Origin of the sequence: Streptomyces sp. NPDC053431 (genome assembly GCF_044544925.1) — a bacterium.
In the GTDB taxonomy this organism is placed as follows: Bacteria; Actinomycetota; Actinomycetes; order Streptomycetales; family Streptomycetaceae; genus Streptomyces.
On record NZ_JBITXX010000006.1, the window covers coordinates 252,226 to 276,153 of the forward strand.

Below are 23,928 nucleotides of genomic sequence, written 5' to 3' on the forward strand. Positions count from 1 at the left end.
GAACGACCGCCTACCCGAGGGCCGTACTCATGCTCACCACGATCACCGTCGTCATCATGGCCGCCGCGCTCGCGATCGGCCTGACCGCCAACCACCTGCGGCGACGTCGCGTCACGGAGGCCCCCGAGGAGGCGGAGGCGTCGATCAGCGACCTGATCAGTCCCCTGGAGACGCTGGCCGTCCTGCTGGTGGCGTTCGTGATCGTCGTGGCGGCGGAGTCGTACGGCACGGCGGGCACGGCCGCCGGGGCGGAGGCCCACCGGGTGGACCAGCTGTACGAGGTCGCCGACTACGCCCCCGAGCCCGAGCGCGCGGGGATGCACGGCGCGGCCGTCTGCTACGCGCGGGCGATCATGACCTACGAGTGGCCGTCGATGATCGACAAGGGCGAGAAGGCGGCCGAGGCCTCGGTCTGGTCCTCGGACTTCCGCCGCCACTTCAAGGCGCTCGCCGCCAAGAACGCCGGCACGTTCGAGCTGCTCGTCGAGGCGGACGACGAACGATCCGTGGCCCGCCAGACCCGGCTCTCCGAGGCCCTGCCGGCGATCCCGGCGGTCGTGTACTGGTTCATGGTGGTCTCGCTGGCCGCGACGGTCGGCGCGTTCGCCTTCGGGCTGCCGCGCCGGCGCGGCGCCTCGCACTTCGTCCTGCTCTTCGTGCTGGCCGGGCTGTTCACCGGCTCGCTGCTCCTCATCGAGGACATCGACAAGCCGTTCTCCGGTCAGATCCGGATCACGAACGAGGCCATGGCCGAGACGGCGGCCGACATCGGCGACGACTACGCCGCCGATCACCCGAGCGGCCGCCTGCCCTGCGACGCCAAGGGGCTGCGCGTCTGAGACCGCCGAGCGGGTGACGGGGACGGCCGTCCGGCGGTCCACGTCGCTCTGGCCGCCCCCGTCCCCGCACAGTGGAGCGGTGGATGTCGAGGAAGTCGCGGACGAGCTGTACGAGCTGAAGCCGGCGGAGTTCGTGGCGGCGCGGGACGCGTACGTCGCCGAGGCGCGCAAGGCGGGGGACAAAGGGACGGCGAAGGCGATCTCCGGGCTGCGGCGGCCGACGGTCGCGGCGTGGGTGGCGAACCTGCTCGCCCGCCGGCGACCGGAGGAGGCCCGGCGCTTCCTGGCGATCGGCGAGACCCTGCGCGAGGCCCACCGCACGCTCGACGCCGGGCAGCTGCGCGCCGCGAGCCGGCAGCGGAACCAACTGGTCGAAGCCCTCACCCGTACGGCCGTGGTCCTGGCCCGCGACGAGGGCCAGACGGTCGGCGACACGGTCCTCCACGAGGTCGAACAGACCCTTCGCGCCGTGCTCGCCGATCCCGAGGTCGCCGAGACCTGGGCGCGCGGACGCCTGCTGAAGTCCCCCGAGGCCGCCGTCGACTTCGCGGCCGTGGCCCCGGCGTCGCCACCCGCCCGCCGGGCGCCCGCCGCTCCGCCCCCGCCGGAGCCACGGCACGACGAGGCCCTGGAGCGTGCCCGGGCCGCGGCCGAGGAAGCCGGGGAAGAGGTGCGCCGCCTGGAAGGGGAACTCGACCGGGCGCGAGCCGCACAACAGGAGACGGAGGCCCGAGCGGCGGCGGCATCCGCCCGCGTGACCGACCTGGAGGAGGAACTGGCCCGAGCCCGGCCCGCCGAACGCGAAGCCAAGGACGCCGCCGCGAACGCCCGCAAGGCGGCGAAGACCACCGAGAAAGCTCTGGCGAAGGCTCGCACCGCGGCCGAGTCGGCCACGGCCGCGGCACAGTCCCTGGCGGACCGTCTCGGGGCATAGCGACCCCCGCTCCGGCCCCCGCACCGCCCGCCGCTGAGGCGAGACGGCGAAGGCGCGCTCCCGCGGCGCCCGGACCGCACCGATCCCGGCGCATCGCGGAGCGTCCCGCGCGAAGCGGTCAGGCCAGGGTGAGGAAGAGCCGCTCGAGCTCCTCCTCCGACATCGGGGGATCGCCGGCGGCGGTCTCGCCGAGGCACTGCCGCATGCCGCTCGCCACGATCTTGAAGCCGGCCCGGTCCAGTGCCCGGGACACCGCGGCCAGCTGGGTGACGACGTCCTTGCAGTCGCGTCCCGCCTCGATCATCGCGATGACGGCCGCCAGCTGTCCCTGGGCTCGACGCAGCCGGTTCAGGACGGGTCGTACGGCCTGTTCCTCCACCTGCACGGCGATCCTCCTCCTGTCGCCCCCACCTTCCGCGTGCCGCTGTCCTTGCACCGACACGATACCCCGAGGGGTATGTTTCAGCGCTTGGGAACCGGCCGCCTCTTGAGGACGGCGGCGGCACCGGTCGCCAGCACCGCGGCGCCGCCGAGCCCGCCCCACACCGCCGGGTGCCCCCAGACATCGGCGCCGACCTGCCGGGTGAGCACGAAGACGCCCATCACGACGACGAACCAGCCGAACGCCGTGCGCACGCCCGCCTGCGGAAGGCGCCCGGAGAGGCGGGCGCCCGCGAGACTGCCGACGACGGCGGCCGCGGTCACCGTGAGGGCGAGGGCCCAGTCGATCCGCGCGCCCGAGAGGTGCCCGGCCAGGCCGGCGAAGGAGTTCATCGCTATGACGAGCAGCGACGTGCCGACGGCGGCCCCGGCCGGGAGTCCGCCCAGGACCACCAGCGCCGGTACGACGAGAAAGCCGCCGCCGGAACCCACCAGACCCGTCACCGCTCCGATGCCCAGTCCCATGCCGGCGATCCGCGCCGGAGACGGGTCCCGACGCGGCGGCACCGGTTCGGCGCTGCGGGGCGGTCGGCGCAGCATCGCCGCGGCCGTGGCCAGCATCATCAGGCCGAACGCGACGAGCAGCACCGTGCCCGGGACGTACCCCGCGAGCCGTCCGCCGCCGTACGCGCCCGCCATGCTGAAGGCCCCGAGGAGAAGCCCGGTCCGCGGGCGCACCCGACGGGCCCGGGCATGGGGGACCAGAGCGGCCGCGCTGGTGACGCCGACGACGAACAGCGAGGTCGCGACGGCTTGCTCGGTGCCCTGCCCCGCCACGTAAACCAACAGGGGAACGGTCAGGATCGAGCCGCCACCGCCCAGCACGCCGAGGCTGACACCGACGAGCAGGGACGCCGCGACGACGAGGACGGTCACGGCTTGTCCGGCTGGTCGCCCCGCAGCTCCGCGACCACGGTACGGAGGTCGGTGCGCGGCCCGCGGTTGTACGGGAGCTTGGACAGCAGGACGCCCATGGCGCAGGTGTTGCTGAGCGCCGCGTACGTCAGCCCCGCGCCGATCGCGGTGCCGATCAGGTGCGCCCCGGGCACGAGGACGCCGACCAGCCCCGTGACCAGGACGGCCGACCCGGCGACGAGCCGGACCTGGCGCTCCATGTCCCACCTCCCGGCACCTCGGTCCACGGGGGCGCCGGCCGTCTCCCAGGCGTTCACGCCGCCTTCCAGCACACGGAGGTTCGGCAGACCGGCCTCGGCCAGGGCCTTCCCGGCCTGCCCGGCGCGGGCGCCGGAGCGGCAGACCAGCACCACCTCCTGGTCGAGGTGGGACAGCAGTTCGGCACGGTGCTCGCGCAGCATGTCGAGGGGCACGTTGGAGGAGCCGGGGATGTGCGCCGTGCGGAACTCGCCGGGCGTCCGCACGTCCAACAGGCGCGGACCGCGCCCTTCCCGCATCAGCCGATCGAGGGCGGCGGGAGTGATCGAGACGGTGGGGGTGGCATTCTCGGCCATGGGGGCTGGTTCCTGGTTCTGAGCAGAGCGGTGGGGGAGCGGGGTGGGGGAGGTCAGGCTTCGGCGGGCTCGGCGGTCAGCGCCCACGCGGCGTAACCGCCCAGGACGTCGGAGACGTCCGCGAAGCCGCGCCTGCGCAGCAGGCTCGCGGCGACGGACGACCGGTGCCCGCCGGCGCAGTGCACGACCAGGGGGCGGTCGGTGGGGATCTCGTGCGCGCGGGCGGGGAGTTCGCTCAGCGCCATGTGCAGCGCGCCGTCGATGACGCCGTTCCCGTCGCGCTCCCCGCAGGTGCGGACGTCGATGACGAGCGGCGCCCGCGGGCCCCGCAACGCGGCGCGCAGTTGTGCGGCGGTGAGGCGACTCGCGGGGACGACCTCCTCGGGCAGTGCCTCCAGGGCGTCCTCGGGATCGCGCAGGTAGCCCTCGACGCGGTCGAAGCCGATCCGGGCGAGACGGGTGACGACCTCCTCCTCCCGGTTCTCCGGCGCCATGACGATCAGCGTGTCGGCCGGGTCGAGGACCGTGCCCGCCTGCTCGGCGAACCGGCCCTCGGCGGGAACGTTGACCGCGCCCCGCAGATGCCCGGCGGCGAACTCCTGCGGGGGCCGCGCGTCGACCACGACCGCGCCCGCCCGCCGCAGCTCGGCGAACTCGTCCAGAGGCAGCGACCGCGCCGCCGCCGCGTCGTACCGAACGCGGTCCTTGCGGTTCAGCGCGGCGTCGTACGCGAAGTATCCGGGCGCGGTGGACTGCCCGGCGGTGACGAGCGCGACGAACTCCTCGCGGCCCATCGGGGCGCAGGCGTAGTTGGTGGCGCGCTGCTCGCCGACGGTCGACCGCTTCGCGGTGGAGAGGTTCTTGCCACAGGCGGATCCCGCGCCGTGGGCGGGGAAGACCCGGACCTGGTCGGGCAGGCCCATGAGCTTGTTCTGGATGCTGTCGTACAGCATCGCGCCGAGCTCCTCGGCGGTCACGCCCACCGAGGCGAGCAGGTCGGGGCGGCCGACGTCGCCGATGAACAGCGCGTCGCCGGTCAGTACGCCGTACGGCACGGGGTCGGCGGCGTGCTCGTACACGAGGACGCTGATCGACTCCGGGGTGTGCCCGGGCGTCTCCATGATCTCCAGGGTCACGTCGCCGAGGGCGATCCGCTCGCCTTCGGCCAGCTTCCGGATCGGGTACTCGGTCTCGGCCCGGCGGCCGTAGCCGATCCACGCGCCGGTGCGGTCGGCCAGCTCCAGATGGCCGGCGACGAAGTCCGCGTGGAAGTGGGTGTTGATCACGCCGACCACGGACAGCCCCTGCGCCCGGGCGTCGGCCAGGTACTCGGAGACGTCACGGCGGGGGTCGACGACGACGGCCTGCCCCGTCGTCCGGTCGGCGATCAGGTACGACGCCTGGGAGAGGCAGTCGAGGTAGTACTGGGTGAAGAACACGACGAACCCTTCGACCGGGGAGGGACGGATCTCTCCGATACCCCCCTGGGTATGTACGTGCTCGACGGTAGGTGGGCCCTCCGGCGGATGTCAAATACCCCCAGGGGTATCCAGTGCTGAAGTCTGGATACCTCTGGGGGTATGGGATACTGCGCGGCGCCGACGGCTCAGGCGGCGGTGTCGAACGTGTAGTGGCGGGTGTGGTCGAGCATGTCGGCCGGCGTCACGTCGCCCCACGGCCGCATGGTGTCGTTGAGGTCGACGACGTTCGGCGTGCCCGCGGCCGGCAGGTACGCCGACCGCGGGTGGCGGGCCTGCCAGTCGGCCCACAGCTTGTCGACGAAGGCGTGGTGCAGCCAGAAGACGGGGTCGTTCGGGGAGACTCCGGTGGCCATCTGGCCGCCGACCCAGACGTGGACCCGGTTGTGGAGGTTCACGCCGCGCCAGCCCTCCAGGTGGTTGCGGAAGCCGTCCGAGGAGCTGTTCCAGGGGGCCGTGTCGTACGTCTCCATGGCGAGGACGGAGTCGACCTCGGCCCGCGTGGGCAGCTGTCGGCCGCCCGCGCCCAGGTCGCGGCGGAGGTAGTCGCGGCCGTCCACACGGACGTTGACGGTCCATCGGTTGCCGGCGCGGGCGAACGCCCCGTCGAGGACCTGGCCGTCGCGGGCCCGGCCGGTGCCGCCGAGGAAGTCGGGCGCCCAGAGCGAGGAGCGGGAGGTGCGGTCGGCCGTCCAGTCCCAGTAGGGGAGGGTGACGGTGGGGTCGACCGACTGCAGCGCCTGCTCGAACTCTATGAGGAAGCGCCGGTGCCAGGGCAGGAACGAGGGCGAGCGGTGGCCGACGCGGTCACTGGTGTCGGTGTCGCTCATGATGAAGGCGTTGTGCGTGGTGACGAAGGTGTCGTAGCGGCCGGACCGCTTGAGTTCGAGCAGCGCGTTGACGAAGCGGCGCTTCTCGTCGGCGGTGAGGGTGGCCTGGTTCTTGCGTACGGTCATGGTGGTGCGGCTCCTGGATCGGATCAGGCGAGGGGGAGGGCGAGGGGCACGAGCGGGGCGCCCTGAAGCTCGCGGACGGCCGCGCGGGCGATCGCCTTGGGCGTGGCGGCGGGCTCGTAGTGGTTGATCACGCTGATCCAGGTGCCGTCGGCGTTCTGCATGACGTGCAGTTCCTCGCCGTCGATGGTGACGGAGTAGCCGCCCCCGTGGTGCCCCCCGTGGTGACCTCCGCCGTGCGCGGGACCGCCCTTGATGCGGCGTCCCAGGTAGACCTCGTCGAACTCGGCCGGAGCGGCGGTCGCCGCCGGGCCGCCGGCGCGCGGAGCGGCGACGGCGGACCCGGCGAGCGCGAGGCCTGCGGCGGCACCGGCGGCGCCGGCGGCGACGCCCAGAGCCTTGCGGCGGGTGATGCTGGACATGAGAACCCCCTGGTGAATGGTGCGACCGGGGGGTGGTCATATGCCCCCGGCAGCTCCCATCAGTACGGGGGGACGCGGGCGCGGCGGAAATCGCCGGGAGAGGGTTGGCTGTGAACCGGACAACATGCCCTGAAAAGTCCAGACTTGAACCACGATGATCTTGCTGTCCGGGAGCCGTGGGGCGCCCGGAGGTGAAAATCTTGCGGAGTAAGTGATCGTCTCGTGGACGATCTTTCGATCTGACGGACGCGATGTGGTGGGCCCCACGCCGTCAGACTGACCGGATCACATGCGGCCCCCAGGTCGGGGAGCCGCCGATCCTCATGCCCCGGCGGGCGTTGCCGCCATGGCGTCGCCGCGCCGGTTGCGCTCCTCCGCGTCGGCCAGCCAGAAGAAGACCGGCGGCAGGCCCAGCTCGATCACGGTCAGCGCGACCTGGAACCACTGCGGCCACCCGTGCGCGGCGAGCGAGAGCAGCCGCCCCACGCCGCCCAGCAGGAACACCCCGGCCAGCCACCGCACCGCCTGAGCCGGGATGGGGCGCTGCCGTGCGGCCCAGAGCCAGGCCAGCCCGTAGCCCGCGAAGCTCGCCCCCATGAAGCGGCCCCAGCTGTCGACCGTCGCGCCGGCGGAACCGGCGCCGGGGAGTGCCGCGTTGCCGAGTGTCACGTGGAAGAGCCCGATCGCCACGCAGGCCCAACCCATCGTCTGTGTGAGTGTGCGCAGAGCCTTTGCCATGGTCCCTCCAGGCGGTCCGGTGTCGACATCCATGCCTAGTTGACATGTGTCTACTACGTTGGCGCCCTGGTGGACACATGTCAACTAAGATGCGTTCGTGCCTCCCCGCAAGCGACTCGCTCCCGCCGACCGCCGCGCCCAACTCCTCGCCGTCGGTGCCCGGCTCTTCGCCGCCCACCCCTACGACGAGGTGCTGATGGAGGAGGTCGCCGAACAGGCGGGCGTCTCCCGGGCCCTGCTGTACCGTCACTTCCCCAGCAAGCACGCCCTCTTCGCGGCCGTCTACCGACAGGCGGCGGACCAGCTGCTCGCCGAGACGCGGCTCGACCCCGCCGACTCACTGGTGGACCAGCTCACCCAGGGCATGGACGTCCACCTCGACTACTTCGTGGCGAACCGCAACGCCGTCCTCGCCGCGAACCGGGTGCTCGCGGGCGACCCCGTGATCCAGACGATCATGACGGACGAGCTGGACATGCTCCGCGCGCGGCTGCTGGCCGTGCTGCCCCTCGCGGACGACGGCACCCGCGAGGCCGTGTCCGGCGTACTGAAGAGCTGGCTGGTCTTCGTCCAGGTCCTCTGCGTCGACTGGCTCGCCCACGAGACCTGCGGCCGAACCCAGTTGCGCGACGTCTGCGTCGGCGCGGTCCTCGGCGCACTCCGGCCCCTGCTCGCCGAGGACCCCGCCCCTGACTGGCCACGCCACGCGACCGACGCGGCTCCCCAGCCCTGACTGGCCACGCCACGCGACCGACGCAGCCCCCCGGCCCTGAGAGCCGTGCCGACTCGACCCGCCGTCGGCACGGCGGCCCGACTACGCCTTGTACGCGAGGAGCTGGACCTCCTGGAACTGCCGCCGGTCGGTCGGCTTCGGCTCCGACACCAGGCGGGCCGACTCCCTCAGGCCGTGCTCGCGGAGCAGCGCGGCGAAGCGATCGGGGGACCAGCGGTAGGCCGTCGCCACGGTGTGGTCGTAGGCCTGCGTCTCCTGGTCGGGCCCGTCAGTGGCGGGAAACTCGATCAGCAGCTGCCCGCCGGGAGCCAGCACCCGGGCGAACTCGGCGAAGACGGCGGGCAGCTCCTGCGGCGGGGTGTGGATGACGGACCACCGCGAGAGCACCCCGCCCAGCGCGCCGTCCCCGATGTCCAGCGCGGCCATCGAGCCGACCTCGAACCGCAGGCCGGGATGGGCCTCGCGAGCGAGTCCGATCATCACGGGGGAGGCGTCGACGCCGAAGGCACGCAGACCCAGCCCGTGCAGGTGAGCCGTGACGTGGCCCGGCCCGCAGCCCAGGTCCGCGACCTCGCCCCCGCCCTCGCCGCGCGACCGCACCAGCTCCGCAAAGGCGCCCAGGAGGGCCCGCTCCCAAGGGCGATCGCCCAGAGTGTCGTGGAACAGCCGCGCGTACGTGGAGGCGATGGCGTCGTAGGCCTCGCGGGTGGCCTGCAAGGTGTCGAGTTCGGTCACCGGGAGACTGTAGACGCCGGGCCGCGCCGGCGGGAGCGCACGAAGCGCACCAGACGCGTGATGCCGTAGCCGAGCAACCACGGCAGCACGGTGATACCCCCGACGTACACGGCGAGATAGCCGAGGAACTCGTCCAACTGCTCCGGCGGTCCCTCGGTGCCGTCCACCCGTACCGCACGCTCCCACTTGCTCAGCGGGAAGACGGTCAGAACCGCCGAGGTCACCACCGGGACCAGCGGAACCAGCACCGACCACAACCGGGACCGCGGGCCGGGCGCCCTGCCGCACCACACCCCCAGCGCCACCATCACGAACGGCCCGAACAGCACCCACAGCACCGCCGGGTACAGCAACAGCACCCACCACGAATCCGAGTACCCGAACATCATCGGCGTCGCCCCCTGACATCAACCGCCCCTCAGGGCCTCCTCCCCCCTCGCTCCCCTCGGGAACCCCTCCGGGCCCGCGTCGTCGATCGGGAGGACGGCCCTCAGGCGGGGCGGGCGTCGTGTGCGCGGAGGGCGTGGCGGACGCCGGAGATCACGACGGCGATCAGGCAGAGGGCGATGACGGTCTCGGCCCACAGGAAGGCGAACCAGTCCAGCACGCAGCCGATCGGGGGAGTGCCGGGGGCGGTGTTGCGGAACGCCGAGAGGGCGAACAGCGTGGCGGCCATCCAGGCGAGGGCCGGCCACACCAGGTTCTCGCCACGGCTCGTCAGGTACCAGGCGGCGATGAGCACGGACGACGCCAGCGCCCACATCACGAGCATCATGAAGGTCACGAAGACGAGCACGCTGCTCGATCGGCGCAGCCCCAGACTCATGACGGCCTCCTGCTCGGAGGGCATCGGCGTCGCGGAGATCGCGAACAGGGTGTCGTTGTTGGAGAACAGCAGCCGCACGGGGACCTGCTTGCCGCCCAGCAGCGCCCGGAACCCGATGTCGGTCTCGTAGCTGTCGAACGGATAGTCGCTGATCGATCCGTCGGAGAGCGCCACCGGTACGTCACTGGTCGAGAGCCGCTCGTGCGCCTTGAACTCCAGGTCGCCGAGGGTCGTCGCGGACGTCTCCAGGCTGAGATCCGCCACCGGGGCGACCCCCTCCTGCTCGCCGAGCGATCCGTGCAGGCCGACCCGGACCCGCAGGACCAGCTCCCTGGCGGCGGCGTCGACGTGCTGGACGGTGGCCCGCACCTCCACCCGGTCGTCGGCTGCGGAGCCGGTGGTGTGGACCTCGTCGACAGCCTGCCGTTCGGCGAACTGCAGCCACGAGCCCACGGTGACCGCCACCACGATCAGGAGGGCGATGGGCACCAGGATCGGCAGTATCGACGTCCCGGAGCGTCGGGGACGGGGTGGGTCCGGAGGTGGCGCCATGGTGACTCCGACGAGGTGGCAGGGGAACGGGCTCGTCCGACGCCCACGCGTGGATCGGACCCCGCGCCCACGCGGCGCGACCGGTCGCAACCGGCGGGCCCGTGGGCGGGCGTCCTCCACGAGCCCCGGGCGGTGGGGTTCGCTGCGATCCTCGTGGACCGGGCCCACGATCCGCCGGAGCCGAGCGGGCGTGTCGGCAACGACCGGTCGGCTCGACCGGCCTCGGGCCGCCACGCGTACCCCGCGGACGGCCCGTCCCCCGCGCGTTGGTCAGATCATCATCAGCAGGCGGGTCTGCGGCACGAGCTTGCGGTTCACGCTGGTGCTCTGCACGAAGATGGTGAAGTCGTCGTTGTGGTCGGGCTTCACGCGGACCTCGACGTCCGGCAGGCCGAGGAGGGCCCTCGCCTCCGGTCCCGTGTAGACGCGGTCCGTCTTCTTCTCGAGCACCGCGATCTGCTTGCGCGCCTGGATCTTCTCCGACTTGCTCAGCTGGTAGAACGCGCATCCGGTGCGGTACGTGTGGCCGGACTCGATCACCCATTCGCGGATCGCCGCGTCACGCGTCACCGGAATCAGCTGGTACGCGGACGGGTCCGCCGCAGTGAGGCCGGCCGCCTTGATGGTGTCCTCGTTGACGGCCTCCGCGCCCACGGAGAACACGGCCCGCGAGCCGCGGATGCCCTTCGTGCGGCCCACCATGAACTTCTCGGTGGCCTCCTGGATGACCTGCCCGGCCTCCTCCAGGCCCTGCGTGCTCGTGGCGTCCCAGATCGCGATGTTGTCCTTCGGGAAGCCGCACTGCATGGCCTCGCGCTTGCCCATCTGGTCGGGTACGAGGACGGCGAGCGTCCAGTTGTCCTCCTGCGTCTGGAACATCTCGCCCACCGCGGCGACCAGTTGACGCGCGTTCCTGCTGGGGGCGTCGGGGCAGCGATGGCTCGCGTTCTCCTGTCCGTCGGTCAGCACGAACGTCAGGAAGCTGTGGTCGCCGTACAGTTGAGCCGTCTGGGCCAGCTCGCGCTGCGACTTCAGCGCGGCCGCCAGCAGGGCGGTCATCCCGCCGACCCGGTACAGCTGCTTCAGCGAGGGCATCCGCAGCACGTCCTTGTCGTAGATGACGCACTCCACCTTGTCGGCGAAGACGTACACCGTGACACGGGTCTCCTGGTCCAACTCCCGCGAGCGCCGGGCGAGATACTCGATCTGCTGGTCGGCGACCTCGACGACCTTGCGGCTCAGGTGCGACATGGACGAACTGGCGTCCAGCACAAGGGCGACGTGGTTGATGTAGTTCTGGCTTCCGGACACGGGTGGCTCCCCCTCTTTCCGAATCGGAATCGGTAGCCCTACCGTCTCACCCGGCACTGACAATCGACCTGGGCTCCCGTGCCCGGTCGAAGGGACCCCCGCGACGGTTCGGGTCAGGGAGTCGTCCGGCTGTCCAGGGGGACGTCCAGGCGGTCGGCCAGGCTGGTCAGGGCCGTGCCGAGGGGGAGCGCGACGCGGGTGACGGCGTGCCGGTCGCCCCGCGTGTGGTCCCGGTTGATGATGAACACCGGCTTGCCGGCCTCCGCCGCCTGGCGGACGAACCGGAGCCCGGACATCACCGTCAGGGAGGAGCCGAGGACGAGCAGCGAGGCCGCCTCGCGCACCAGCGCGCGGCAGTGCTCGACGCGCTGCGGCGGAACGGATTCGCCGAAGAACACGACGTCCGGTTTGAGGATGCCGCCGCACACCGTGCAGGGCACCACGTGGAAGTCCGCGACCTGCTCGTCGGTGAGGTCGGCGTCGCCGTCCGGATTGATTCCGGCCGCCACCGGCTCGAAACCCCGGTTGGCCTCCTCCAGCCGCCGGGCCAGCTCCCGCCGCGTGCTGACCTCCCGACAGGAGAGGCAGACGACCCGGCTCAGGCTCCCGTGCAGCTCGACGACGGGCTCGCTGCCGGCGGCCTGGTGCAGCCCGTCGACGTTCTGGGTGATCACACCCGCGAGCAGACCGTGCCGCCCGAACGCGGCCACGGCCCCGTGTCCGGCGTTGGGCCGGGCCCGGCCGAACGTACGCCAGCCGAGGTGGCTGCGCGCCCAGTACCGGCGGCGGGCCTGCGCCCCGCCGATGAAGTCCTGGTAGGTCATCGGGGTGTGCCGGCTCAGGCTCCCGCCTTCGCCTCGGTAGTCGGGGATGCCCGACTCCGTGGAGATCCCCGCCCCGCTGAGCACCAGAACGCCGCCGGCGCCGAGTGCGTCGGCGACCGGCCCGAGGTCGGTGGTGCCCGGTGGCAGATCCCCGGTGGGTGTCCAGCTCAAGGTGGGGCGCGTACGCATGCCGCCAGGGTACGCAAACGTCCCGGCACCCGCCCCGGCAGCGCGGAGGCCCCGGCGGCGGCGGCCCCGGAGCGCGGCGGCAGCGCTTCGGCGGGGCGGCGGGGCGGCCTGGTCCGAGGCGCGCAGGCCCGTGCAGGGGTCTCGTCGCACAGCGTCGCACCGCACGCGCGCGGAGTGACGGGTCCGTTCGCCGAGGACCGCCCGTCCGGCCCTGGCGGTGAGAGGCGCGCCGCTCCTCCCTGCTCGTTCCCGCCCAGGTGTGCGCCGTCGTGCCAACCGCTGGGCGCGGGAAGTCAACCCGGTCGGCCGGGTCGCTCGTAGCTTCGAGCGTGCCGAGCCGCCGAGGCGGCGGGCGCGCTTCCGATCGCTCCGAAAGGACCCCTCATGTTCGACATCGCCCAGGTGCAGGCCGCCCCGAGCAAGGACCTGCTCACGCCGGACAACGCGGTCATGCTCTTCGTCGACCACCAGCCGCAGATGTTCTTCGGCACCGGCAGCGGCGACCGTGCCGCGATCATCAACAGCACCGTCGGTCTCGCCAAGGCGGCTCGGGCGTTCGACGTGCCGACCGTCCTGACCACGGTCGCCGCCGAGTCGTTCTCCGGGCCCCTGCTGCCCCAGCTCGCCGAGGTGTTCCCCCAGCACGAGATCATCGATCGCACCACCATGAACGCCTGGGAGGACGAGGCGCTGGTCGCGGCGGTGCGGGCGACCGGGCGCAGGAAGATCGTCCTCGCGGGTCTGTGGACCGAGGTCTGTCTGGTGCTGCCCGCGCTCTCCGCGCTCGAGCAGGGTTACGAGGTGTACGTCGTCTCCGACGCCTCGGGCGGCGTCAGCCCGGCCGCCCACGAGCACGCGCTGCAGCGGATGATCGCCGCCGGCGCGGTGCCCGTCACCTGGGTCCAGGTCCTGCTGGAGCTGCAGCGCGACTGGGCGCGTCAGGAGACGTACGGCGCGGTCATGGAGATCGTCAAGGCCCACGCGGGCGCGTACGGCCTCGGTGTCGTGTACGCGCAGAGCGTCATCGGCGCGCACGCGGCCGGCTGACCCCCGTGGACACCGGCATTCTGATCCTGCGTCTGCTGGTGGGCCTGCTCGTCGCCGGCCACGGTGTGCAGAAGGTCAGCTCGCACCTGGGCGGCAGGGGACTCGAGGGCGGCACGGAGGAGTTCCGTGCCGACGGATTCCGCGGCGGCGCCCTCACCGCCCTGGCGGCCGGCGGTGGTCAGATCGGATCCGGCCTGCTGCTCGCCGCCGGCCTCCTCACGCCGCTCGCCGCGACCGGGGTCGTCGGGGTCATGACGGTCGCCCTCACCGTCAAATGGCGCCACGGGCTCTGGGTGCAGAACGACGGCTACGAGTACCCGCTCGTCCTGATCGGCACCGCCGTCGCCCTGGCCGCCACCGGACCCGGCGCCTGGTCCCTCGACGCCGCCCTCGGCCTCGGGCCGTACCCCTTGTGGTGGGCGGCCCTCGCGCTCCTGGCCGGCGCCGGCAGCGGACTCCTCACCCGGCTCGTCCTGCACCGGCCGGCCCCTGCGGCGCCGCGCACCGCCGCCCGCGGCGGGCACTGAACCCGCGCCGCCCGAGACCGGGCCCGGCCGCCCACACCCCCGCCCGGGCGGCCGGGTCCACCCACCCCCTTCCCACGCCTCCCACCAGGAGTACCTCATGGACACCGCGACCACCCCGTCCGGCACCGGACCCACCACCGGCCCCGCGCACGGCGGCGGCCAGCCGCTGCTGCACCAGAAGGGCGCCGAGACCCAGGCGTTCGGCACGCTCAAGCAGTTGCCGATCGGCCTCGGCCACGACACCCGCATGTACGCCTGCCAGCGGCTGAATCGCGTGCTCGCCGACACGCAGATCCTCTACTCCCTCTACAAGAAGCACCACTGGCTCATGCGCGGGGCCACCTTCTACTCGCTCCACCTGATGCTCGACAAGCACGCGGAGGCCCAACTGGCCGTCGTGGACGCGCTGGCCGAGCGGATCCAGAGCCTCGGCGGCGTCGCCGTCGGGGACCCCCGCCATGTCGCGCAGCTGACCGCGATCCCGCGGCCGCCGGACGGCGTCGAGCCGGTGCCCGTCATGCTCTCGCGGCTCCTCGACGCGCACGAGCGGATCCTGATCGACGTGCGGGACGCTGCCGCCCGGCTCTCCGAGGAGGGCGACGAGGGCAGCGCCGACCTGCTCGTCTCCGACGTCATCCGTACCGGCGAGGCCCAGGTGTGGTTCCTGGCCGAGCACCTGGTGGACACCCCGCTGGTGCGCGGCTGATGGACACGTACGACGTCGTCGTGGTCGGCGGCGGGCCGGCCGGCGAGGTCGTCGCCGACCGGACCGTCCGGGCGGGGCTGACCGCCGTCGTCGTCGAGGCCGAGGCGGTCGGCGGCGAATGCTCCTACCGTGCCTGCGTGCCGAGCAAGGCCTTGCTGCGACCCGACGCCGCCCTGGCGGCGGCCCGCGCGGTCGACGGGGCCCGGCAGGCGGTCACGGACGCACTCGACCCGGCGCGCGTCCTGGCCCGCCGCGACCGCTTCACCGGGCGAGGTGACGACACCGGTCAGGCCGACTGGCTCGACGGCGCGGGAATCGCGCTCGTCAGGGGGCACGGGCGGCTCGCCGGTGAGCGCCGGGTGGCGGTGACCGGCGCCGGCGGCACGGTCCGGACCCTGCGGGCCCGGCGCGCGGTCGTGCTCTGCACCGGCACGGAACCCGCGCTGCCGCCGGTGGAAGGGCTCGACCGGATCGGCGTGTGGACCAACCGGCAGGCCACCACGGCCGACGCGGTGCCGGCCCGGCTCGTCGTCATCGGCGGGGGAGTGGTGGCCTGCGAGATGGCCACCGCCTGGCGCTCGCTCGGCTCCTCCGTCACCCTGCTCGTCCGCGACCAGGCGCTGCTGACCGGCTGGGAGCCGTGCGCGGGTGAGGAGGTCACCCGGGGACTGAGCGATCTGGGCGTCACGATCCGCTTCGGGGTCTCGGCGGTCCGCGTGGCCCGGGACGAGGACACCCGCACGGTGACCGTGGAGGCGGACGACGGCACCACCCTCGTCTGCGACGAGGTCCTCGCCGCCGTCGGACGGCGCCCGCGTACCGCGGACCTCGGCCTGGAATCCGTCGGACTTCCGACCGGCGACTGGCTCCCGGTCGACGACACCTGCCGCGTCACCGGGGTCGGGGGCGCATGGCTCTACGCCGTCGGTGACGTGAACCACCGCGCGCCGCTCACCCACATGGCCAAGTACCAGGCCCGGGCCTGCGCGGCGGCGATCGCCGAGCGAGCCGCCGGGCGCCCGGCCGACACCGGGGGGCGGCAGCCGTGGAGCGCGGAGGCCGACCGCTTCGCCGTCCCGCAGGCCGTCTTCACCCGTCCCGAGGTCGCGAGCGTCGGTCTCACGGAACGCGCGGCACGCGAAGCGGGTCTCGCCGTGCGCACGGTGGAGTACCGCATCGACGACGTCGCGGGCGCCGCGCTCCACGCGGACGCCTACCGCGGCCTCGCCAAGCTCGTCGTCGACGAGACCCGGGGAGTCGTCGTCGGCTGCACGCTCACCGGCCCGATGGCGTCCGAACTCGTCCACACGGCCACCGTGGCCATCGTGGGCGAGGTCCCCCTGGAGCGCCTGTGGCACGCCGTCCCCGCCTTCCCGACGGTGAGCGAGGTCTGGCTCCGCCTCCTGGAGGCGTACGGCCTCTGAGCGCCACCCCACCCCACCCCACCCCACCCCATCCCACCTCAACCCCTCCCAGCCCCGTACCGTCAGGAGAACCCCTCGTGAAGAACCGTCCGATCCTCGAACCCGCCGCCCAGGCGTTCGCCGATGCCACCGCCCAGCCGCCGTTCCTCTACCAGATCCCCGTGGCCGACGGGCGCAAGGCCGTGGACGACGTCCAGAGCGGTGACGGCGTCCCCCTGCCCGACGTCGACGAGGAGTGGATCACCGTCCCGGGCGGCCCGACCGGCGGCGTCCGCACCCGGATCGTCCGTCCCCACGGCGCCACCGGCCCGCTCCCCGTGATCCTCTACATCCACGGCGCGGGCTGGGTCTTCGGCAACGCCCATACCCACGACCGGCTCGTCCGCGAACTCGCCGTCGGCGCCCGCGCGGCCGTGGTGTTCCCCGAGTACGACCTGTCGCCCGAGGCCCGTTACCCCGTCGCCGTCGAGCAGAACTACAGCGTCGCCCGGTGGATCGCCCGCGAGGGCCGCCACAAGGACCTGGACGGCACGCGGATCGCCGTCGCGGGCGACTCGGTCGGCGGCAACATGAGCGCCGCCCTCACCCTCATGGCCAAGGGGCGCGGTGACGTGACGTTCGCCCATCAAGTCCTCTTCTACCCGGTGACGGACGCGAGCTTCGACACCGACTCGTACCACGAGTTCGCGGAGGGATACTTCCTGCGTCGCGATGCCATGAAGTGGTTCTGGGACCGGTACACGACCGACGAGGCCGAGCGCGCCCAGGTCACCGCCTCCCCGCTGCGCGCCTCCACGGAGCAGCTGGCCGGCCTGCCGCCCGCCCTGGTGATCACGGCCGAGGCGGACGTCCTGCGCGACGAGGGCGAGGCGTACGCGGCCAAGCTCCGCGCCGCCGGCGTCCCGGTCACCGCCCTGCGCGTCCAGGGCGCCATCCACGACTTCGTCATGCTGAACGCGCTGCGCGAGACGCACGCCGCGGAACTCGCCATCGGCCTCGCCACCGACACCCTGCGCAAGGCCCTCGCATGACGCCGCAGAGCATGCCGGTCGCGGGCCTCGTTCCCGCCCCGCGGCACGTGCCCGAACACGCCGACCTCCTCGTCCGCAACGCCAAGGTGTTCACCGGGGACGCCGCCCGACCCGAGGCCCGTGCCGTCGCGATCCGCGACGGCCGGGTCGCGGCCCTCGGCGACGACCACGCCCTCGCCCGCCTCGTCGGACCGGGGACCAGGGTCGTCGACGCCCTCGGCCGCCGGGTGATCCCCGGCCTCAACGATGCGCACCTGCACGTCATCAGGGGTGGCCTGAACTACGTCCTGGAGCTGCGCTGGGACGGCGTGCGCAGCCTGCGCCACGCCCTGGCGATGCTGCGCGAGCAGGCCGGCCGCACGCCCAAGGGGCAGTGGATCCGGGTCGTCGGCGGCTGGACCGCCGAACAGTTCGCCGAGCGCCGGATGCCGACCGTCGCCGAGCTGAACGCCGCGGCCCCCGACACCCCGGTCTTCGTCCTGCACCTGTACCAGTCGGCCCTGATGAACCGGGCCGCGGTACAGGCCGCCGGGTTCACCCGCGACACCCCCGATCCGCGCGGCGGGCAGATCGTCCGCGGCCGGGACGGCGAACCCAACGGCGTGCTGCTCGCGGCGCCGAGCGCGCTCATCCTGTACTCGACCCTGGCGAAGGCACCCGCCCTCGACGAGGCGGACAAGCGCACGTCGACGCGCCACTTCCTGCGGGAGCTGAACCGCTTCGGACTGACCTCGGCGGTCGACGCCGCGGGCGGGTTCCAGAACTTCCCCGACAACTACGCCACGGTCGTCGACCTCGCCGCATCGGGGGAGCTGACCCTCCGGATCGCCTACCACCTCTTCCCGCAGACGGCGGGGCAGGAGCTCGCCGACCTCAGGCGCTGGACCGAGACGGTCAAGCCCGGGGACGGCGACGAGTGGCTCCGCCTCAACGGCGCCGGCGAGAACCTGACCTGGGCCGCCGCGGACTTCGAGAACTTCTCCGAACCGCGCCCCGAGCTCGCCGCCGGGTACGAGACCGAGTTCGAGCGGGCCGTCCGGCTGCTCCTGGAGAACGGCTGGGGCTTCCGGCTCCACGCCACGTACGACGAGACCATCCGCCGTGACCTGGCCGTCTTCGAGAAGCTCGCGGCCGAAGGGCTCTTCCCCGGCGGCAACCGCTGGCTCTTCGACCACGCGGAGACCGTCTCGGCCGGCAGCCTCGACCGGATCGCCGCCCTCGGTGGCGCCGTCTCGGTCCAGAACCGCATGTCCTTCCAGGGCACCGCCTTCCTCGACCGTTACGGCGCCGGGGCCGCCGCCCACACCCCGCCGGTCCGGGCCATGCTCGACCGGGGCCTGACCGTCGCCGCCGGAACCGACGCCACCCGGGTCTCCTCGTACAACCCGTGGGTCGCCCTCCACTGGCTCGTGACCGGCCGCACCGTCGGCGGCACCCCGCTCTTCCCCGCCGGGAACCTGATCGACCGGGAGACCGCACTCGGCCTCTACACCCGGGGCGGGGCGCGGATCACCGGTGAACAGGACGTCAAGGGAAGCCTGCGCGAGGGCTGCTACGGCGACCTCGCGATCCTGTCCGACGACTACCTCACCGTGCCCGAGGACGTCATTCCCGACATCGAGTCCGTCCTCACCGTCGTCGGCGGCCGCATCGTCTACGCGGCCGCCGAGTACGAGGGTCTCGACGAGGCCGTCCCGCCGGTGACCCCCGAGTGGAGCCCCGTGGCGCACTTCGGCGGCTACCAGGGGAGCCGGTCCGAACACGGCGGCCGCCGGGGCCGGGGAGACCAGGGGCAGCGGGCAGGCCAGGCCGGCGCCCGCCAGGCGGCATCGGTGGCCGAGGCCGTCGCCGAGTCCGAGCAGCACCGCCGCTGGCGCGTCGCGCGCGGCTCCGTCCCCGGGACGACGCCGTCCTTCGTCGACCCCTGCTTCGAGCACTGAGAGAGAACCCGTGATGACCGCAGCCTCACCCGCCGCCGACGGCGGCGACGACGTCCCGGACGGCGCTCCCCCCGGTCGCCGTTTCGAACCGGACCTCCGGTCGATGACACGGATCAACCTGCGCCCCATCGCCTCGCCCATGCCGCTCGGCTTCTTCACGATCGCCATCGCCTCCGTGATGACGGGCTCGCTCCAGCTGGGGATCTTCGAGGAGGAGGCCCGCGCCGCCGTCGCGTTCTGCGTGCTGCCGGCCTTCGTCCTGCAACTCCTCGTCAGCTTCCTGGCCTTCGGTGCCCGCGACGTGATCGCCGCGACCCTGATGGCGGTGTTCGCCGGCAGCTGGCTGCCCTACGCGCTCGTCATGATCAGCGGCGCGGCGGACGGCCTCCGGGTCCTCGGTGTGTTCAACCTGGCGCTCCTGTGCTTCGGGGCGCTGATGACCGCCGTGACCCGGCCCAAGCGCGCCCTGTGGTTCGTGCTGGTGGTCTCCCTGCCCCGCTGGGCGGCCACCGGACTCGCGGGCGTCACCGGCGCCGCATGGCTGACGCGCGCGTCCGGCGCGCTCGGTCTCGTGGTGGCGCTCGTCGCGATGTACACGGCGTTCGCCCTGATGCTCGAGGACATGCGCAGCGAGCAGGTCCTGCCGATCGGCCGCAGCGGCCCCGCCCACCTCGCCGTCGAGGGCGACCTGTCCGTCCAACTCCGCAACCTGGAACGCCAGGCAGGCGTGCGCCGCACGCTCTGACCGCACCGCCCACCTTCATCCACCGAGGAGTTCGTCCATGCCCCGACACGCCCGGCCCACCGTCGTCCTGGTCCACGGCGCCTTCGCCGATGCCTCCAGCTACGCCCGGCTCATCCCCGAACTGACCGCCGCCGGACTGGAGGTGACGGCTCCGGCGGTCCCCAACCGCGGCCTCGTCGACGACGCCGCGTACATCGCCTCCGTGGTCCGCGCCGTCGAAGGACCCGTGGTCCTGGTGGGGCACTCCTACGGCGGCGCCGTCATCACCCTCGCCGGCGCGGAGGAGAACGTCCGCGCGCTGGTGTACCTCGCCGGATACGCGCTGGAGGAGGGCGAGAGCCTGGGCGAGCTGCAGGGCCGCTTCCCCGACTCCGGTCTCGCCGACGCGCTCGTGTACACCCCCTTCCCGGTGGCCGGCTCCACCGAGACCGGCACCGACGTCTCGGTGGCGGTCGACCGGTTCCCCGAGCTGTTCGCCGCCGACGTCGACCCCGACCTCGCCGCGGTGCTCGCGGTCTCCCAGCGCCCCCTGGCCGCACGGGCCTTCACGGAGGCGGCGCCGGTCGCGGCGTGGAGGACCAAGCCCTCATGGGGTCTGGTGGCCTCCTCCGACCGCACGATCAACCCCGATGTGGAGCGCTACGGCTACCAGCGCGCCGGCATGACCACCGTGGAGGTCGACTCCTCGCACCTGGTCATGCTCGCCCGGCCGAAGGCCGTGGCGGAGCTGATCCTGGAGGCGGTCCGGTCCACCGCCCACTGACCCGATCGTCCAAGTTCGAACGATTAGTCGAAGCCGTTCGAGCGCTGGTAGTTTCTGATCGCCCCGCAGATCTTGTGAGGGGCGATCGGAGGAGATACACCCATGAGGTTCGGGGCGAGGCTCGCGCTCGCCGTCGTCACCCTCGCCGTCACGGCCACCGCCTGCGGCGCCCCGCAGGACGGCGGTACGCGGTCGCGCACCGCCGTGGACTGCGGACCGTACGCCCGGTACGGCAAGCACCCCGGCACCGAGGTCACCGTCTACGCGGAGAACCGGGACCGGGAGGCCGACCTGTTCGAGGAGAGCTGGGCGGACTTCGCGGACTGCACGGGAATCGGCGTCCGGTACGAGGGAGACGGGGAGTTCGAGGCGCGGATCCAGCTCCGGGTCGACGGCGGGAGCGCCCCCGACGTGGCGTTCTTCCCCCAGCCCGGGCTGCTGGAACGCTTCGCCCGGGCGGGGCGGCTCAAGCCCGTGAGCGCCGGGACCGCCGCTCTGGCGCGACAGGGCTGGTCGGCGGACTGGAACAGCTACGCGACCGTCGACGGCACCCTCTACGGCACGCCCCTGATGGCGAACGTGAAGTCGTTCGTCTGGTACTCGCCGAAGTTCTTCCGGGACAGGGGACTGAGCGTTCCCCGGACGTGGGCCGAGCTGATGGCCGTGACGGAGAAGGTCGCGGCATCGGGCGTCAAGCCGTGGTGCGCGGGCCTCGAGTCCGCCGAGGCGACCGGCTGGCCCGTGACGGACTGGATCGAGGACGTCCTGCTGCGGCAGCAGGGCACGGACGTCTACGACCGGTGGGTCGCCCACGAGATCCCGTTCGACGATCCCCGGGTGATCAGGGCCATCGACACCGCGGGGTCCGTCCTCAAGAACGACCGGTACGCCAACGGAGGCTTCGGCCCCGCCCGGTCGATGGCCTCGATCTCGTTCCAGGAGGCCGGCACACCGATCCTCTCCGGCACCTGCGCGATGCACCGCCAGGCCTCGTTCTACGCCGATCTGTGGCCGGAGGGCACCGAGATCGGACCGGACAAGGACGTCTTCGCCTTCCTCCTGCCGGGAGCCGACCCGGCGACCCGGCCCGTACTGGGCGGTGGCGTGTTCACCGCGGCGTTCTCCGACCGTCCCGAGGTCCAGGCCTTCCAGGAGTATCTGGCGTCCCCGGAATTCGCCCACACGCGGATGAGGAAGGGCCCGTTCGTCTCGGCGAACAAGGCCGTGGATCCCGCCGAGGCCGCCACCCCGGTCGACAGACTCTCGATCCAGCTGCTCCAGGACCCCCGGACGCAGTTCAGGTTCGACGGCTCCGACCTCATGCCCGCGTCGGTCGGTGCCGGGACGTTCTGGAAGGGAGCCGTCGACTGGATCGGCGGCGCGAGCACCCGGCGGTTCGCCGACTCCGTCGAACGGTCCTGGCCGAGCCACTGATGTCCTTCGACCTGGTCGCCCAGCAGCCCAAGCTGCTGTACCTGCTCCAGGGCGTCACCGCCTTCGCGGCGGTGGTCTCCCTGATCGTTCTGGCACTGCACCGGGGACCGGTACGGAGGAAGGCCGCGGCCCTCCTCCTGCTGGCCCCGGCACTGCTGCTGCTCACGGTCGGTCTCCTCCTGCCCGCTCTGCGCACCGTCGTCCTGTCGTTCACCGACAGTGGGGGACAGGCCTGGGCCGGGCTGGACAACTACGTGTGGATGTGCACCGATCCCCGGGCTCTGGTGGCGCTGCGCAACACGCTGGCGTGGGTGGTGCTGGTGCCGCTCCTGGCCACCGCGGTCGGTCTCGTCCACGCCGCGGCCGTCGTCCGGTCGCGGTGCAGGGCCTTCGCGCTGGCCCTCGTCCTGCTGCCGATGGCGATGTCCTTCGTCGGCGCGGGCGTCGTCTGGAAGTTCGTCTTCGCCTACCGGCCGGCGCAGGCGGCGCAGATCGGGCTGCTGAACCGGCTCGTCGTCGCCTTCGGCGGCGAACCGAGGCAGTGGCTGGTGGACTCTCCCTGGAACGTCCTGTTCCTCGTCATGGTGATGGTGTGGACCCAGGCGGGCTTCGCGGCCGTCCTCCTGACCGGCGCGATCAGGGCCGTGCCCCGTGAGTTGACCGAGGCGGCCCGACTGGACGGGGCGTCCCCCCGGCAGATCTTCCGGCGGATCACGATTCCGTCGATCAGGCCCACCCTGCTCGTCGTCGTCCTCGCCCAAGTGGCCGGCACCTTCAAGGCCTTCGACATCGTCAAGACCATGACCGGCGGACAGTTCGACACCGGCGTCCTCGCCCACGAGATGTACGACCAGGCCTTCCGCTACGGCGAGACGGGCCGCGGCGCGGCGCTGGCCGTGCTCCTCTTCGTCCTCGTCACCCCCTGCGTCGCCCTCCAGGGCCGGGCACGGCGGAGGGCGGCGTGAACGGCGTCCGGGAGCGTCTGACCTCCCGCGCCTTCTCCTGGATCGCCGTGCTGATCGCGCTCCTCTGGACCACACCGACCCTCGGTCTCCTGCTCTCCTCCTTCCGCCCCGAGAACGAGGTCAAGACCACCGGCTGGTGGACCGTGTTCGGCGCGCCGCACCTCACGCTCGAGAACTACCGTGAGGTGCTGTCCGGCGGCGGGAACGGAGCCGGGCGGCTCGCCGAGTACTGCGTCAACTCCGTCGTCATCACCCTCCCCTCGGTCCTGTTCCCGCTCGTCCTGGCGTTCTTCGCGGCGTACGCCCTGGCCTGGATCGACTTCAGGGGGCGGCACGCCCTCGTCGTCGGCGTCTTCGCGCTCCAGATCGTGCCGCTCCAGATGGCACTCGTCCCCCTCCTGAAGCTCTTCTCCCAGGGCTGGCTGTTCCTGCCCGCCTGGAACGTCACCGGCTCCGCGCGGTTCGGCACCGTCTGGTTCGCCCACACGGTCTTCGCGCTGCCGTTCGCGGTGTTCTTCCTGCACAACGCCCTGGCCGGGCTGCCCCGGGACCTGATCGAGGCCGCCCGCGTCGACGGCGCCTCGCACGGCACCCTGCTGCTCCGGATCGTGCTGCCCCTGGCCCGACCGGCCCTGGCCGGCCTCGCGATCATCCAGTTCGTCTGGGTGTGGAACGACCTCCTCGTGGCACTGTCACTGTCCGGCGGAACGGCCGAGACCGCGCCGATGACGGTCAGACTCGCGAACCTGGCCGGGACCCGCGGCGAGGAGTGGCAGCGGCTCACCGCGGGCGCCTTCGTGACGGCGGCCGTCCCGTTGCTCGTCTTCTTCTCCCTGCGGCGGCACTTCGCCCGAGGCCTGCTCGCCGGATCGGTCAAGGGATGACGCCCGGCACCGGCCACG

The 23,928-nt window shown here is 72.6% G+C and carries 26 protein-coding genes; 14 read left to right on the top strand and 12 right to left on the bottom strand.

Going from position 1 to position 23,928, the window contains the following annotated elements; all coding sequences use genetic code 11:
- The first annotated feature begins 29 nt into the window (after window positions 1-29).
- Together ACIGXE_RS17685 and ACIGXE_RS17690 are read left to right on the top strand one after the other, a co-directional pair.
- Entirely contained in the window at window positions 30-839 is an 810-nt protein-coding gene (locus ACIGXE_RS17685; protein ID WP_399748249.1) for a hypothetical protein, read from the top strand.
- Between the two features lie 79 nt (window positions 840-918).
- Window positions 919-1,773, top strand: coding sequence for a hypothetical protein (locus ACIGXE_RS17690; protein WP_399748251.1), 855 nt, complete (start codon window positions 919-921; stop codon window positions 1,771-1,773).
- 118 nt (window positions 1,774-1,891) lie between these two features.
- Here the strand turns inward: ACIGXE_RS17690 and ACIGXE_RS17695 are convergent, their stop codons facing one another.
- The 7 genes from ACIGXE_RS17695 to ACIGXE_RS17725 form a co-directional block, all read right to left on the bottom strand.
- Window positions 1,892-2,158 (bottom strand): metal-sensitive transcriptional regulator, encoded by a 267-nt coding sequence (locus ACIGXE_RS17695; protein WP_399748253.1) that lies wholly within the window; start codon window positions 2,156-2,158, stop codon window positions 1,892-1,894.
- Window positions 2,159-2,235: 77 nt separating this feature from the next.
- Window positions 2,236-3,090: a sulfite exporter TauE/SafE family protein gene (locus ACIGXE_RS17700; RefSeq protein ID WP_399748255.1), complete on the bottom strand. Its 855-nt coding sequence runs from the start codon at window positions 3,088-3,090 to the stop codon at window positions 2,236-2,238.
- Window positions 3,087-3,683 carry a rhodanese-like domain-containing protein gene (locus tag ACIGXE_RS17705; RefSeq protein WP_399748257.1) on the bottom strand — a complete coding sequence of 199 codons (597 nt, stop codon included), beginning with the start codon at window positions 3,681-3,683 and terminating at the stop codon, window positions 3,087-3,089. Before ACIGXE_RS17705 ends, ACIGXE_RS17700 begins: the two co-directional genes overlap by 4 nt.
- Window positions 3,684-3,736: 53 nt before the next feature.
- Window positions 3,737-5,122, bottom strand: coding sequence for a rhodanese-like domain-containing protein (locus ACIGXE_RS17710; protein ID WP_399748259.1), 1,386 nt, complete (start codon window positions 5,120-5,122; stop codon window positions 3,737-3,739).
- A gap of 167 nt (window positions 5,123-5,289) precedes the next feature.
- Window positions 5,290-6,117 (bottom strand): tyrosinase family protein, encoded by an 828-nt coding sequence (locus tag ACIGXE_RS17715; protein WP_399748261.1) that lies wholly within the window; start codon window positions 6,115-6,117, stop codon window positions 5,290-5,292.
- A 23-nt stretch (window positions 6,118-6,140) separates the two neighbouring features.
- On the bottom strand, window positions 6,141-6,536 hold the full coding sequence (locus ACIGXE_RS17720) for a tyrosinase cofactor (RefSeq protein WP_399748263.1): 396 nt from the start codon (window positions 6,534-6,536) through the stop codon (window positions 6,141-6,143).
- Between the two features lie 321 nt (window positions 6,537-6,857).
- Window positions 6,858-7,274, bottom strand: coding sequence for a DUF4345 domain-containing protein (locus ACIGXE_RS17725; RefSeq protein WP_399748265.1), 417 nt, complete (start codon window positions 7,272-7,274; stop codon window positions 6,858-6,860).
- A gap of 97 nt (window positions 7,275-7,371) precedes the next feature.
- Here ACIGXE_RS17725 and ACIGXE_RS17730 point away from each other — a divergent pair, with 97 nt between their 5' ends.
- Complete coding sequence (locus tag ACIGXE_RS17730; RefSeq protein ID WP_399748267.1) at window positions 7,372-8,007, top strand: TetR/AcrR family transcriptional regulator; 636 nt, start codon at window positions 7,372-7,374, stop codon at window positions 8,005-8,007.
- A gap of 81 nt (window positions 8,008-8,088) precedes the next feature.
- Here ACIGXE_RS17730 and ACIGXE_RS17735 read toward each other — a convergent pair whose 3' ends face one another.
- From ACIGXE_RS17735 to ACIGXE_RS17755, 5 genes are all read right to left on the bottom strand, one after another.
- Window positions 8,089-8,742, bottom strand: a complete 654-nt coding sequence (locus ACIGXE_RS17735) for a class I SAM-dependent DNA methyltransferase (RefSeq protein ID WP_399748269.1) — start codon at window positions 8,740-8,742, stop codon at window positions 8,089-8,091.
- On the bottom strand, window positions 8,739-9,131 hold the full coding sequence (locus ACIGXE_RS17740; RefSeq protein ID WP_399748271.1) for a hypothetical protein: 393 nt from the start codon (window positions 9,129-9,131) through the stop codon (window positions 8,739-8,741). The genes ACIGXE_RS17735 and ACIGXE_RS17740 overlap by 4 nt, the downstream gene beginning before the upstream one ends.
- Window positions 9,132-9,232: 101 nt before the next feature.
- On the bottom strand, window positions 9,233-10,120 hold the full coding sequence (locus tag ACIGXE_RS17745; protein ID WP_399748273.1) for a DUF4436 family protein: 888 nt from the start codon (window positions 10,118-10,120) through the stop codon (window positions 9,233-9,235).
- A 270-nt stretch (window positions 10,121-10,390) separates the two neighbouring features.
- Window positions 10,391-11,431, bottom strand: a complete 1,041-nt coding sequence (locus tag ACIGXE_RS17750) for a vWA domain-containing protein (RefSeq protein ID WP_399748275.1) — start codon at window positions 11,429-11,431, stop codon at window positions 10,391-10,393.
- Between the two features lie 113 nt (window positions 11,432-11,544).
- Entirely contained in the window at window positions 11,545-12,444 is a 900-nt protein-coding gene (locus tag ACIGXE_RS17755) for an NAD-dependent protein deacetylase (RefSeq protein ID WP_399748277.1), read from the bottom strand.
- Between the two features lie 384 nt (window positions 12,445-12,828).
- Here ACIGXE_RS17755 and ACIGXE_RS17760 point away from each other — a divergent pair, with 384 nt between their 5' ends.
- From ACIGXE_RS17760 to ACIGXE_RS17810, 11 genes are all read left to right on the top strand, one after another.
- Window positions 12,829-13,491: a hydrolase gene (locus tag ACIGXE_RS17760; protein ID WP_399748279.1), complete on the top strand. Its 663-nt coding sequence runs from the start codon at window positions 12,829-12,831 to the stop codon at window positions 13,489-13,491.
- Window positions 13,492-13,496: 5 nt separating this feature from the next.
- Entirely contained in the window at window positions 13,497-14,018 is a 522-nt protein-coding gene (locus ACIGXE_RS17765; protein ID WP_399748281.1) for a DoxX family protein, read from the top strand.
- Window positions 14,019-14,115: 97 nt separating this feature from the next.
- Entirely contained in the window at window positions 14,116-14,724 is a 609-nt protein-coding gene (locus ACIGXE_RS17770) for a Dps family protein (RefSeq protein WP_399748282.1), read from the top strand.
- Window positions 14,724-16,148 carry a dihydrolipoyl dehydrogenase family protein gene (locus ACIGXE_RS17775; protein ID WP_399748284.1) on the top strand — a complete coding sequence of 475 codons (1,425 nt, stop codon included), beginning with the start codon at window positions 14,724-14,726 and terminating at the stop codon, window positions 16,146-16,148. The genes ACIGXE_RS17770 and ACIGXE_RS17775 overlap by 1 nt, the downstream gene beginning before the upstream one ends.
- A 77-nt stretch (window positions 16,149-16,225) precedes the next feature.
- Window positions 16,226-17,179 (top strand): alpha/beta hydrolase, encoded by a 954-nt coding sequence (locus ACIGXE_RS17780; RefSeq protein ID WP_399748286.1) that lies wholly within the window; start codon window positions 16,226-16,228, stop codon window positions 17,177-17,179.
- Window positions 17,176-19,119: an amidohydrolase gene (locus tag ACIGXE_RS17785; RefSeq protein ID WP_399748288.1), complete on the top strand. Its 1,944-nt coding sequence runs from the start codon at window positions 17,176-17,178 to the stop codon at window positions 19,117-19,119. The genes ACIGXE_RS17780 and ACIGXE_RS17785 overlap by 4 nt, the downstream gene beginning before the upstream one ends.
- A gap of 13 nt (window positions 19,120-19,132) precedes the next feature.
- Window positions 19,133-19,864 (top strand): GPR1/FUN34/YaaH family transporter, encoded by a 732-nt coding sequence (locus ACIGXE_RS17790; RefSeq protein ID WP_399748290.1) that lies wholly within the window; start codon window positions 19,133-19,135, stop codon window positions 19,862-19,864.
- 37 nt (window positions 19,865-19,901) lie between these two features.
- Entirely contained in the window at window positions 19,902-20,627 is a 726-nt protein-coding gene (locus ACIGXE_RS17795) for an alpha/beta fold hydrolase (RefSeq protein WP_399748292.1), read from the top strand.
- A gap of 102 nt (window positions 20,628-20,729) precedes the next feature.
- Window positions 20,730-22,061 (top strand): ABC transporter substrate-binding protein, encoded by a 1,332-nt coding sequence (locus ACIGXE_RS17800; RefSeq protein WP_399748294.1) that lies wholly within the window; start codon window positions 20,730-20,732, stop codon window positions 22,059-22,061.
- Window positions 22,061-23,026, top strand: a complete 966-nt coding sequence (locus tag ACIGXE_RS17805; protein ID WP_399748296.1) for a carbohydrate ABC transporter permease — start codon at window positions 22,061-22,063, stop codon at window positions 23,024-23,026. Before ACIGXE_RS17800 ends, ACIGXE_RS17805 begins: the two co-directional genes overlap by 1 nt.
- Window positions 23,023-23,910, top strand: a complete 888-nt coding sequence (locus ACIGXE_RS17810) for a carbohydrate ABC transporter permease (protein WP_399748298.1) — start codon at window positions 23,023-23,025, stop codon at window positions 23,908-23,910. The genes ACIGXE_RS17805 and ACIGXE_RS17810 overlap by 4 nt, the downstream gene beginning before the upstream one ends.
- Window positions 23,911-23,928 lie beyond the last annotated feature (18 nt).

Bases quoted from the DNA above. Each gene is read 5' to 3' on its own strand.
- ACIGXE_RS17685 (WP_399748249.1), top strand. From the start codon at position 30: ATGCTCACCACGATCACCGTCGTCATCATGGCCGCCGCGCTCGCGATC.
- ACIGXE_RS17705 (WP_399748257.1), bottom strand. From the start codon at position 3,683: ATGGCCGAGAATGCCACCCCCACCGTCTCGATCACTCCCGCCGCCCTC.
- ACIGXE_RS17715 (WP_399748261.1), bottom strand. From the start codon at position 6,117: ATGACCGTACGCAAGAACCAGGCCACCCTCACCGCCGACGAGAAGCGC.
- ACIGXE_RS17720 (WP_399748263.1), bottom strand. From the start codon at position 6,536: ATGTCCAGCATCACCCGCCGCAAGGCTCTGGGCGTCGCCGCCGGCGCC.
- ACIGXE_RS17725 (WP_399748265.1), bottom strand. From the start codon at position 7,274: ATGGCAAAGGCTCTGCGCACACTCACACAGACGATGGGTTGGGCCTGC.
- ACIGXE_RS17740 (WP_399748271.1), bottom strand. From the start codon at position 9,131: ATGATGTTCGGGTACTCGGATTCGTGGTGGGTGCTGTTGCTGTACCCG.
- ACIGXE_RS17745 (WP_399748273.1), bottom strand. From the start codon at position 10,120: ATGGCGCCACCTCCGGACCCACCCCGTCCCCGACGCTCCGGGACGTCG.
- ACIGXE_RS17755 (WP_399748277.1), bottom strand. From the start codon at position 12,444: ATGCGTACGCGCCCCACCTTGAGCTGGACACCCACCGGGGATCTGCCA.
- ACIGXE_RS17760 (WP_399748279.1), top strand. From the start codon at position 12,829: ATGTTCGACATCGCCCAGGTGCAGGCCGCCCCGAGCAAGGACCTGCTC.
- ACIGXE_RS17770 (WP_399748282.1), top strand. From the start codon at position 14,116: ATGGACACCGCGACCACCCCGTCCGGCACCGGACCCACCACCGGCCCC.
- ACIGXE_RS17775 (WP_399748284.1), top strand. From the start codon at position 14,724: ATGGACACGTACGACGTCGTCGTGGTCGGCGGCGGGCCGGCCGGCGAG.
- ACIGXE_RS17785 (WP_399748288.1), top strand. From the start codon at position 17,176: ATGACGCCGCAGAGCATGCCGGTCGCGGGCCTCGTTCCCGCCCCGCGG.
- ACIGXE_RS17790 (WP_399748290.1), top strand. From the start codon at position 19,133: ATGACCGCAGCCTCACCCGCCGCCGACGGCGGCGACGACGTCCCGGAC.
- ACIGXE_RS17795 (WP_399748292.1), top strand. From the start codon at position 19,902: ATGCCCCGACACGCCCGGCCCACCGTCGTCCTGGTCCACGGCGCCTTC.
- ACIGXE_RS17800 (WP_399748294.1), top strand. From the start codon at position 20,730: ATGAGGTTCGGGGCGAGGCTCGCGCTCGCCGTCGTCACCCTCGCCGTC.
- ACIGXE_RS17805 (WP_399748296.1), top strand. From the start codon at position 22,061: ATGTCCTTCGACCTGGTCGCCCAGCAGCCCAAGCTGCTGTACCTGCTC.